The organism is Priestia sp. P5_B4, assembly GCF_056400385.1.
The window spans coordinates 1-522 of the sequence record NZ_JBFULJ010001532.1; the positions used below are offsets into that span (position 1 = coordinate 1).

General features: G+C 27.8%; 1 protein-coding gene. It reads right to left on the bottom strand.

The window, feature by feature from the left end:
* Positions 1-277: 277 nt before the first annotated feature.
* Positions 278-522 (bottom strand): hypothetical protein (locus AC1DRF_RS32005; protein WP_477742830.1); only part of this gene is annotated, 245 nt, incomplete at its 5' end.

Genomic DNA, 522 nt, shown 5'->3' on the forward strand with positions numbered 1-522 from the left:
TGGTACATAGATCCAAGAAGCTTTACTATCTTTTTCTTTTGAAAATTCCTTGTTAAAAAAGTCTTCAGCTTCTTGTGATGTTTCAAAACTATAGTCTCCAATTGAAGGTACATCATCTGACGTATTATAAAGAAACATATTTACTTGATCTTTGATGTCCACTATCATAACTTTCTTAATATCATTTATAGGCGTATCTAATATTATGTATTTTCTCATTAAATTTCCTTACTAAATGTGTATAGTTTATATATTTTAACTTAATATAATGTGCGTTCTAGGAATCTAAAACCTCTTTTAGTACAACTTTAAATTTTGGTCTAAATACTAAATCCATAATCATTATAAAACGATCAATTCCTTGATCTATAAATAATCGAATTGCTTTGCTTTCTTTATTATCATTCATGATCTCAATCTTTGTAACCGATTCGAGACTGTAGTAAAAGATCTCATCATCCTCTAAATCCTTTACTGAAAGCGAAAAAGAATTATAGAATGGTGAGATTTTCACTTCAAACC